This is a genomic window from Streptomyces sp. PA03-6a, assembly GCF_033792765.1.
Classification (GTDB): Bacteria; Actinomycetota; Actinomycetes; order Streptomycetales; family Streptomycetaceae; genus Actinacidiphila.
The window spans coordinates 1-9,235 of the sequence record NZ_JARAVK010000306.1 but is presented as its reverse complement, the minus strand read 5'-3'; the positions used below and the strand labels follow the sequence as shown (position 1 = coordinate 9,235).

Annotated in this window: 9 protein-coding genes and 1 riboswitch; of the genes, 3 read left to right on the top strand and 6 right to left on the bottom strand. The window is 71.8% G+C overall.

Annotated elements, in window-relative coordinates; genetic code table 11:
* Nucleotide 1: 1 nt before the first annotated feature.
* Together PV350_RS40765 and PV350_RS40760 are read left to right on the top strand one after the other, a co-directional pair.
* Complete coding sequence (locus PV350_RS40765; RefSeq protein ID WP_500338462.1) at nucleotides 2-556, top strand: hypothetical protein; 555 nt, start codon at nucleotides 2-4, stop codon at nucleotides 554-556.
* 249 nt (nucleotides 557-805) lie between these two features.
* Complete coding sequence (locus tag PV350_RS40760; RefSeq protein WP_319139728.1) at nucleotides 806-1,012, top strand: DUF5999 family protein; 207 nt, start codon at nucleotides 806-808, stop codon at nucleotides 1,010-1,012.
* A gap of 72 nt (nucleotides 1,013-1,084) precedes the next feature.
* On the opposite strand, the gene gcvP is transcribed toward PV350_RS40760, so the two are convergent.
* Nucleotides 1,085-3,973: an aminomethyl-transferring glycine dehydrogenase gene (gene gcvP / locus PV350_RS40755; RefSeq protein WP_500338461.1), complete on the bottom strand. Its 2,889-nt coding sequence runs from the start codon at nucleotides 3,971-3,973 to the stop codon at nucleotides 1,085-1,087.
* Nucleotides 3,974-4,128: 155 nt separating this feature from the next.
* Nucleotides 4,129-4,233, bottom strand: a riboswitch (glycine riboswitch).
* Nucleotides 4,234-4,334: 101 nt separating this feature from the next.
* Here gcvP and PV350_RS40750 point away from each other — a divergent pair.
* Entirely contained in the window at nucleotides 4,335-4,715 is a 381-nt protein-coding gene (locus tag PV350_RS40750; protein WP_499510563.1) for a PRC-barrel domain-containing protein, read from the top strand.
* Here PV350_RS40750 and PV350_RS40745 read toward each other — a convergent pair.
* The 5 genes from PV350_RS40745 to PV350_RS40725 all read right to left on the bottom strand — a co-directional run bounded on the left by PV350_RS40745 (nucleotide 4,628) and on the right by PV350_RS40725 (nucleotide 8,849).
* The gene (locus PV350_RS40745; RefSeq protein WP_500338459.1) at nucleotides 4,628-6,082 is read right to left on the bottom strand and encodes a DNA polymerase IV; all 1,455 of its coding nucleotides are present in this window, start codon (nucleotides 6,080-6,082) and stop codon (nucleotides 4,628-4,630) included. The two genes, PV350_RS40750 and PV350_RS40745, sit on opposite strands and share 88 nt — an antisense overlap.
* A gap of 93 nt (nucleotides 6,083-6,175) precedes the next feature.
* On the bottom strand, nucleotides 6,176-6,799 hold the full coding sequence (locus tag PV350_RS40740; RefSeq protein ID WP_499510565.1) for a MerR family transcriptional regulator: 624 nt from the start codon (nucleotides 6,797-6,799) through the stop codon (nucleotides 6,176-6,178).
* A gap of 191 nt (nucleotides 6,800-6,990) precedes the next feature.
* The gene (locus tag PV350_RS40735; RefSeq protein WP_018558705.1) at nucleotides 6,991-7,464 is read right to left on the bottom strand and encodes a bifunctional nuclease family protein; all 474 of its coding nucleotides are present in this window, start codon (nucleotides 7,462-7,464) and stop codon (nucleotides 6,991-6,993) included.
* A gap of 88 nt (nucleotides 7,465-7,552) precedes the next feature.
* Nucleotides 7,553-8,299 carry a transcriptional regulator FtsR gene (gene ftsR, locus PV350_RS40730; protein WP_500338458.1) on the bottom strand — a complete coding sequence of 249 codons (747 nt, stop codon included), beginning with the start codon at nucleotides 8,297-8,299 and terminating at the stop codon, nucleotides 7,553-7,555.
* Between the two features lie 19 nt (nucleotides 8,300-8,318).
* Nucleotides 8,319-8,849, bottom strand: a complete 531-nt coding sequence (locus tag PV350_RS40725; RefSeq protein ID WP_499510567.1) for an FHA domain-containing protein — start codon at nucleotides 8,847-8,849, stop codon at nucleotides 8,319-8,321.
* Between the last annotated feature and the right edge of the window lie 386 nt (nucleotides 8,850-9,235).

The following is a 9,235-nucleotide window of genomic DNA, read 5'->3' as shown; positions in this document are numbered from 1 at the left end:
CCTGCGGAGCGTTCTCGCCGCCCTGAGCTCCCCCACCGCCGTCCGTGAGGCCCGCACCCCCTCACTGCGCAACGCCACGGGGCCCCTGGTCGCCGAGCATCCGCTTCCCCTGCACGTCCTCGACCCCGTGATCACCGAACCGGGAGGACTGCCTCGGGCGCGACTGACCGGCTGGCGCTTCCACATCCGTACCGGCGACAAGGTGGCCGCCGCGGGCGAGACCGTGGACACCCCGGACGGCTGGGCGTTCTCGCACTTCTGCGAGGGCCCCTACCTTGCGTCCACCGAGCGCGCGCTGCGCCAGGCCGACGCGCTCACCACCCCCTACCAGCCGCACCTGCTCTCGGTACCGGGGCTCTACATGCTGACGCTGTGGCTGCACGGGGACGTCACAGCGGACGCGGGCACGGCCCAGCCGGCCCCTTCCGACCTGCTGATCCCGCTGGCGCCGGCCCCGCCGGGGATCGCCGCGCACCGCATGCACCGGCTCTCCGACCTGGTGCCGGTGCTCACCCTGCGGCTGGCTCCGCCACCACTGCTCGGCACCACCGCCTGAGGCTCCCGGCTGGGGCGACCCGCACACGCCTCCGTGACCGTCCGGTCACGGAGGCGTTGCATTGTCCGGGCAACCGCCCGTGAGAGTGAATGCGTCCCCAACTAACGAGGACAGCTCACGCGAAATCCCTGCGGAAATCCGTCAGTAGAGCAACACTGGGACCGACCGACTGAACGGGGGAGCGGCATGACTGAGGTTCCTACCCAAGGCAGCCGTACTTCACACCACTCGCAGCGAAAGACGTCGTCCATGTGCCCGCACCAGCCGCATTGTCCGTCCGCCGGCAGCCCCGACCGCGAGGCCGCCCACATCATGGCCAGCCACCCCGAGCAGGGCTGGAGCCTGCTGTGCAACGGCGTCCTGCTCTTCGAGGACACCGGTGAGCTCCTCCCCGACGGGCAGATCATCGCCCCGCACCGCCCGCTCGGCAGCGAGCACATCGTCACGGCGGCCTGACCCGGGCCGGGAACGACACAGGGCCGACCCCGCTGCAGCAGCGGGGCCGACCCTTGAGCGCGTCAGGCGCCCTTACGCGTCGTACTCGTCCAGCGGGGGGCAGGAGCAGACGAGGTTGCGGTCGCCGAAGGCGCCGTCGATGCGGCGGACCGGCGGCCAGTACTTGTCCGCGGCCGACACACCGGAGGGGAAGACCGCCTCCTCACGGGAGTACGGGTGCTCCCAGTCGCCGCCCAGCGCCGCTGCCGTGTGCGGGGCGTTGCGCAGCGGGTTGTCCTGCGCGGGCCACTCCCCCGAACCGACCCGCTCGATCTCGGCGCGGATCGCGATCATCGTGTCGCAGAAGCGGTCCAGCTCCGCGAGGTCCTCGCTCTCCGTCGGCTCGATCATCAGCGTCCCGGCCACCGGGAACGACATCGTCGGCGCGTGGAAGCCGTAGTCGATCAGGCGCTTGGCGACGTCGTCGACCGTCACGCCCGTCTCCTTGGTCAGCGGGCGCAGGTCGATGATGCACTCGTGCGCGACGAGACCGCCGGGACCCGTGTAGAGCACCGGGAAGTGCGGCTCCAGGCGCTTGGCCACGTAGTTCGCGCTGAGCACGGCCACCTGGGTGGCGCGCTTGAGGCCCTCGCCGCCCATGAGCCGCACGTACGCCCAGGAGATCGGCAGGATGCCGGCCGAGCCCCAGGGGGCGGCCGAGATCGGGCCGACGCCCGTCTCGGGACCGGCGGCCGGCTGGAGCGGGTGGTTCGGCAGGTACGGGGCGAGGTGGGCGCGGACCGCGACCGGGCCGACGCCGGGGCCGCCGCCGCCGTGCGGGATGCAGAAGGTCTTGTGCAGGTTCAGGTGCGACACGTCGCCGCCGAAGTGGCCGGGCTTCGCCAGGCCCACCAGGGCGTTGAGGTTCGCGCCGTCCACGTAGACCTGGCCGCCCGCGTCGTGCACCGCGGCGCAGATGTCGCCGATGTGCTCCTCGAAGACGCCATGCGTGGAGGGGTAGGTGACCATGAGCACGGCGAGCTCGTCGCGGTACTGCTCGATCTTGGCACGCAGGTCCTCGACGTCGACCTCGCCGTCGCCCGCGGTCTTCACGACGACGACCCTCATCCCGGCCATCACGGCGCTTGCGGCGTTGGTGCCGTGCGCGGAGGACGGGATGAGGCAGACGGTGCGCTGGGCGTCACCGTTGGCGCGGTGGTAGGCGCGGACGGCCAGCAGGCCGGCGAGCTCACCCTGGGAGCCGGCGTTCGGCTGGAGGCTGACCTTGTCGTAGCCGGTGACCTCGGCGAGGCGCTCCTCCAGCTCACGGATGAGCGTCAGGTAGCCCTCGGCCTGGTCGGCGGGCGCGAAGGGGTGAAGCGCGCCGAACTCGGGCCAGGTGACCGGCTCCATCTCGGTGGTCGCGTTGAGCTTCATGGTGCAGGAGCCCAGCGGGATCATGCCGCGGTCCAGCGCGTAGTCGCGGTCGGCGAGGCGGCGCAGGTAGCGCAGCATCGCGGTCTCGGAGCGGTGCTGGTGGAAGACCGGGTGGGTCAGGTAGTCCACGCCGCGGGTCAGACCGGCGGGCAGCGCGTCCCCGGTGGTCGCGTCCAGGGCCTCGACGTCGGCGCCGGTGACGCCGAAGGCGTCCCAGACCGCGGCGAGGTCGGCGCGGCCGGTGGTCTCGTCGCAGGCGATGCCGACCAGGTCGGCGTCGACCTGGCGCAGGTTGACGCCGGCCTCGCGGGCGGCGGCCACGACCTCGGCGGCACGGCCGGGCACGCGGGCGGTGAGGGTGTCGAAGAAGGCCCCGGTGGTCACCTCGACGCCGCCGGCGCGCAGGCCCGCGGCGAGGACCGAGGCGTAGCGGTGGGTGCGGCGGGCGATCTGCGCCAGGCCCTCCGGGCCGTGGTAGACCGCGTACATGCCGGCCATGACGGCGAGCAGCACCTGCGCGGTGCAGATGTTGCTGGTGGCCTTCTCGCGACGGATGTGCTGCTCGCGGGTCTGCAGGGCCAGACGGTAGGCCCTGTCGCCGTCGGCGTCGACGGAGACGCCGACCAGGCGGCCCGGGAGGCTGCGGGCGTACGCGTCGCGGACGGCCATGTAGCCGGCGTGCGGGCCGCCGAAGCCCATGGGCACGCCGAAGCGCTGGGTGGTGCCGACCGCGATGTCCGCGCCGAGCTCGCCGGGGGAGGTGAGCACGGTCAGGGCCAGCAGGTCGGCGGCGACGGTGACGATCGCGCCGAGCCCGTGCGCCTGCTCCACGACCGGCTTGAGGTCGCGCACGGCACCGGAGGCACCCGGGTACTGCAGCAGCACGCCGAAGACACCGCGCTCGGCGATCTCCGCCGGGATGCCTTCGCTGAGGTCGGCGACGACGACCTCGACGCCGGTCGGCTCGGCGCGGGTCTCGATCACGGCGACGGTCTGCGGGAAGGTGTCGGCGTCGATCAGGAAGACGCCGTCCTTGACCTTGCCGACCCGGCGGGCCAGGGCCATGGCCTCGGCGGCCGCGGTGCTCTCGTCGAGCAGCGAGGCGCCGGAGGTGGACAGCCCGGTGAGGTCGGCGACGACCGTCTGGAAGTTCAGCAGGGCCTCCAGGCGGCCCTGGGAGATCTCCGGCTGGTAGGGCGTGTACGCCGTGTACCAGGCGGGGTTCTCCATGACGTTGCGCAGGATGACCGGCGGGGTGAAGGTGCCGTAGTAGCCGAGGCCGATCATGGGCCGCAGCACCTGGTTGCGGTCGGCGAGCGAGCGCAGCTCGGCGAGGACCTCGGGCTCGGTGCGGGCGTCGGACAGACCGAGCGCCTCGGCGCTCTTGATGGTGTCCGGCACGGCGGCGGCGGTCAGCTCGTCCAGCGAGCCGTAGCCGACCTGCGCGAGCATCTTGGCCTGCGCACCGGCGTCGGGCCCGATGTGGCGCTGCTCGAAGGGGATGCCGCGCTCCAGCTCGGAGAGTGGGATGCGGTTGGCGGTCATCTGCGGAGGCCTCCTGGTCTGACGCGACACGGCCTCCCCCTCTGTCATCTGAACCTGAGAGCTTCACCGTCCCGCAGGTGCCGGGACGGCTTTCACCGTCGGTGAGGAAGCGGCCGCGCACGCGGTGTGCCGCCCTTCCTGCTTTCCAGAGTGACCTCACCCATGCGGTACGGATGCCTGAGAGATTCCGGGGAGGGTTTGCTCCTTCGGCGCCCGGCGGACGGTTCCCCGCGTCGCCAGGACTCTCCCGCAAGGGGTCAGCAGCCGCTGTCAGCGTACCAGCGCGGTCCGGGCACGGGTCATGTGACAGCCGCCACCTTTCGTGCCTAAATAGGATTAATCGCGACCAGTTGGAGGGACCGTGCAGACCGGTATCGATCCGCGCAGCCTCATCGGGCGCAGGGCCTTCGACCGCAACGGGATGAAGATCGGCACGGTCGACGAGGTGTACCTCGACGACGCCACCGGAGAGCCCGAATGGGCCGCGGTGCGCACCGGCCTGTTCAGCCGCGACGCCTTCGTACCGCTGGAACCGAGCGAGTTCACCGGGGAGGAGCTGCGTGTGCCGTTCGACAAGGCACTGATCAAGGACGCCCCGGACTTCGGCGTGGGCCGGCACCTCTCCCCCGAGCAGGAACTGCAGCTCTACCACCACTACGGCATGAGCGGGCCCTCGCTGTCGGGCCCGGTGCCGGAGCCCCCGCCGGACCACGACTTCGGCAAGCTGGCCGGCGACGCTTGACGCGGGAGTCCCGACAGGCCCGGTAACACCAGCGGGAGCGGTTCGGACGGCTCGAGTTCCGGGTCGGTCACCGCGAAGGTGCGCACCCGCCCCGGCACCGGCGAGCCCGGCTCCTCGAAGCGGACGGTGACCCTCCCGACCCCGCTGCCCTGCACCCACCCCGCGCCGTACTCGGTGTGCCGCACGTCCTGGCCCGGCACCCAGCGCCGCTGCGCCGGCTCCGGCCCCCGGGCTTCCTCCACGGGCCGCTCGTCGGCCCCCTCGGACGGGGCGGACTCCTCGCCCGCCGCTTCCTCCTCCCTTTCCGCCGCCTGGGCGAACAGGTCCTCCTGCGTGAAGTCCGCGAGCCCCGCGACACCGACCCCGAGCAGGCGTACGCCGCCGGTGATCTCGACGGCCTCCAGCAGCCGCGCCGCGGTCTCCCGCACCACCGCGAGGTCGTCGGTCGGGGCGCGCAGGGTCTCCGACCGGGTCAGCGTCGTGAAGTCGTACCGCCGCACCTTCAGCACCACCGTGCGGCCGGAGCGGCCCGCCGTGCGCAGCCTGCGCACGCAGCGGTCGGCCAGCCGGTCCACCTCGAGCCGGACCCGTACACGGTCGGTGAGGTCGACGTCGAAGGTGTCCTCGACCGAGACCGACTTGCTCTCGCGGTCGGCGACCACGGGCCGCTCGTCGATCGCCAGGGCCATCCCGTGCACATGGGCGCCGTGCGCCTTGCCGAGCAGCCGCACCAGCTCGGCCTCCCCCGCCTCCACGACCTCGCCGACCGTGAGGATGCCGGCCCGCCGCAGGTGCTCCGCCGTCGCGGGCCCCACGCCCGGCAGCGTACGCACCTGCATGGGGGCCAGCAGCGCGCGCTCGGTGCCGGGCTCGATGACGACCAGCCCGTCGGGCTTGGCCTGCTCCGAGGCGATCTTGGCGAGCAGCTTGGAGCCCGCGAGCCCCACCGAGCCGGTGACCCCGGTGGCCGCCCGGATGTCCGCCCGCAGCCGCTCCCCCACCGCGCGCGGGTCGTCCGCGATCCCGCCCGCCTCCAGGTCCACGAAGGCCTCGTCGAGGCTGAGCGGCTCGACCAGCGGCGACAGCCGCGACAGCAGCTCCATGACGATGTCGCTGATCTGCCGGTAGACGGCGAAGCGCGGCACGAGGTACGCGGCGTTCGGGCACAGCCGGCGCGCGTGGGCCATCGCCATGGCCGAGTGCACCCCGTGCACCCGGGCCTCGTAGGAGGCGGTCGCGACCACGCCGCGCGGCCCGAGACCCCCCACGACGACCGGCTTCCCCCGCAGACTCGGCTTCGCGGCCTGCTCGACGGCGGCGAAGAACGCGTCCATGTCCAGGTGGAGGATGGTCGGCGCGCTTCTCACAGTCACCGATGGTGCCCCACGGGTCCGACATCCGCCGTACGCCTGTACGGCGGACGGGTGGGCCGCGGTCCGATCCGCGCGGTTCGGCCCGGTTCAGCCCGCGCGGTTGCGGCGCCGCGCCAGCTCGTCACCCGGGTTGTGGCCGACCACCGTCTCCCCGGTGTCGACGCGCTCGGAGTGCAGCTGCGACAGGGCGCCCTCGACGTCCCGCCACACCACGCCCACGGCGATCCCGAAGATCCCCTGACCGCCCTGGAGGAGGTCGACGACCTCGTCCGGGGAGGTGCACTCGTACACCGTCGCGCCGTCGCTCATCAGCGTCATGCGGGTGAGCTCGGCGGGCGCGCTGGACCGCAGGTGCTGCACGGCGGTGCGGATGTTCTGCAGGGACACACCCGTGTCGAGGAGCCGCTTGACGATCTTGAGGACCACGACGTCCCGGAAGCTGTACAGCCGCTGCGTCCCCGAGCCGTACGCGGGGCGGATGCTGGGCTCCACGAGCCCGGTACGCGCCCAGTAGTCCAGCTGGCGATACGTGATGCCGGTCGCCGCGCAGGCGGTGGGCCCGCGGTAGCCGACCCGTTCGCCGGCCCCCTCCGGCTGCTGTCCCGAGGTGTCGCCCGAACCCCCTCCGGGGGGCGTCGCGGCGTTGCGGGCCAAGGCCCCGCGCATCGGATACGGGCCGCCAAAGGCCGTACCGTCGCCGGTGCTTCTCACGCCGACCTCCCGTCCCTTCGCACCCCTCAGGGCACGCGCACGTGCCATCGGGACTTTCCTTCTCGACGGTAGGCAGTCACTCCGGGTGCGTCAACGATCGCCACGCTCGGCACGCCGAGTGATATCAACCCCAGAGGTGGTTTCCCGTGTCCATGGTGGGGGTAAGGCTGGACGAATGGCCTTGGCGGGCCCTATTGACTGCTGGTTCCGAAGTCCTCCGGCGAGATCTGGTCGAGGAACTCGCGGAACTTCTCGACCTCGTCCTCCTGCTCGTCGGGAATGGCGATGCCGGCGTCGTCCAGCACCCCGTCGCTACCGTAGATGGGGGTTCCGGTGCGCAGCGCGAGCGCTATGGCATCCGAGGGACGGGCGCTCACCTCGACGCCACTGGCGAACACCAGCTCGGCGTAGAAGACGCCGTCGCGCAGGTCGGTGATCCGGACCTCGGTCAGCGTCTGGCCGACGGCCTCGAGCACGTCCTTGAACAGATCATGGGTCAGCGGCCGCGCGGGCGTCATGCCCTGCTGCGCGAAAGCGATGGCGGTGGCCTCCCCCGGCCCGATCCAGATGGGCAGGTAGCGGTCGCCTCCCACTTCCCGCAGGAGCACAATCGGCTGGTTGGAGGGCATTTCGACCCGGACACCCACGACGTCGAGCTCGTTCACACAGCAACCCTAGGCCGTGCCCGGCAGGTTTGGGTAGTCGGGACGGGCCCGGCCGGTCACCGACCGGGCGTGTCCTGGCCACGTCGGCTCAGAAGAGCCGCACCCTCAGCGCGGACTGCACCAGCGCCGCGTGCAGCCGCACGGACAGCGCCGCCAGCTCCCGCGCGGTGGCCTCCGCGTGCGTCCTGGTCTGCGGATTGCGGTGCCTGCGCAGGGGCGCGACCACCTGCTCCACCAGACCGGCCTCACGATCGGCGGCCGCCTTGACCGCCCGCAGATGGCGCGGTTCGAGCCCGAAGCGGCCCAGATCGGCCACGATCTTGGCGATGTTCACCGTTTCGGCGTCGTAGTCACCGTCAGGACCGGCCTCCACCAGTCCGTACGCCTCCCACTGGGCGAGCTCGCCCGCTTCGGCGCCCGTGGCGGCCAGCAACTCGTCCCTGCCGATGCGCAGCACCGCGGGTGCCTCCCGCTCCACCGCGCCGACCTCGATCAGCTCCCGGGACTCCCCGGAGGACGGGACGGGCAGCGGCAGCGGCTCGCCGCGGTCGAGGGCGTCGAGGTGCTCACGGATCACTTTCAGCGGAAGATAGTGGTCCCGCTGCATGCGCAGCACGTGCCCGAGCCGCTCCACGTCCCGGACGGTGAACTTCCGGTACCCGGAGGGCGTGCGTTGCGGTTCCACCAGCCCCTCCGCCTCCAGGAAGCGGATCTTGGAGATGGTGACCTCGGGGAACTCCTCCCGCAACTCGTTGAGCACCGCGCCGATGCTCAGCAGCCGGTCGTCCGCGGTGGCGGTGCCGTTGCCGGCACCGCCCGACGGTGTACGAAGCATGAACCTTCCCTCGCGGGGGTCAGGCGCCCCACTGGCTCGCGTAGAAGACCAGTCGGTACTTGCCGATCTGCACCTCGTCGCCACTGGACAGGGTCACCGAGTCGATCCGCTCGCGGTTGACGTAGGTGCCGTTGAGGCTGCCGACGTCGGAGACCGTGAAGGAACCGTCCTGAGCACGCCGGAACTCCACGTGACGCCGCGAGACGGTGACGTCGTCCAGGAAGATGTCGCTCTCCGGGTGACGGCCGGCCGTCGTCAGTTCGCCGTCCAGGAGGAAGCGGCTCCCCGAGTTGGGACCACGGCGGACCACCAGCAGCGCGGAGCCCGGCGGCAGCGCGTCGACCGCGGCCTGGGCCTCCGGGGACAGCGCCGGCAGCACGGTCTGTCCCGTCGCCTCGGCCTCGTACGCCTCGATCCCGGAGATGGAGATCGTGGACGTGGTCTCGGAGGCACGCTCGGACGGCACCGCGGCGCGCAGGGGCGCGCCGCAGTTGGAGCAGAAGCGGCTCGCTTCCGCGTTCTGGAACCCGCACCGCGTACAGACCGGCAAGGACCCTCCACCCGTGCTAGAGGCTGATGGTTGCTGGAAACCTATGCGCCCCGCAGCCGCAGGGTCAACAGAAACCGCACCATGACCGCCCGAAATGTCACCGCCCGGAGCAGCGGTCCCGTCACGGAACAGCGGGCGCTCCTCGCCCGGTCCCTCATCCTGCGCGTGCCGCGGGGCGCGGTGGCGCGCCGTGGGGCTGTCACCAGCCTGACGCGAACTCTTGCCGAACCACTTACCGAACAACTTCACGGGCGATTCCCCTTGAACGACACAGACCCGCCCGTGGGGCAGGACGAACCCTCAGTCACGACCGACACATAGTTTCCCTCACGCACCACCCCAGCGGTGCGGCGACCCCCCGCATTCTCCTGCCCTCCCCCGCAAAC

What these genes read in the sequence shown, in the direction of transcription:
- PV350_RS40760 (WP_319139728.1), top strand. Translation starts at nt 806, where the DNA reads ATGTGCCCGCACCAGCCGCATTGTCCGTCCGCCGGCAGCCCCGACCGC.
- ftsR (WP_500338458.1), bottom strand. Translation starts at nt 8,299, where the DNA reads ATGCTTCGTACACCGTCGGGCGGTGCCGGCAACGGCACCGCCACCGCG.
- gcvP (WP_500338461.1), bottom strand. Translation starts at nt 3,973, where the DNA reads ATGACCGCCAACCGCATCCCACTCTCCGAGCTGGAGCGCGGCATCCCC.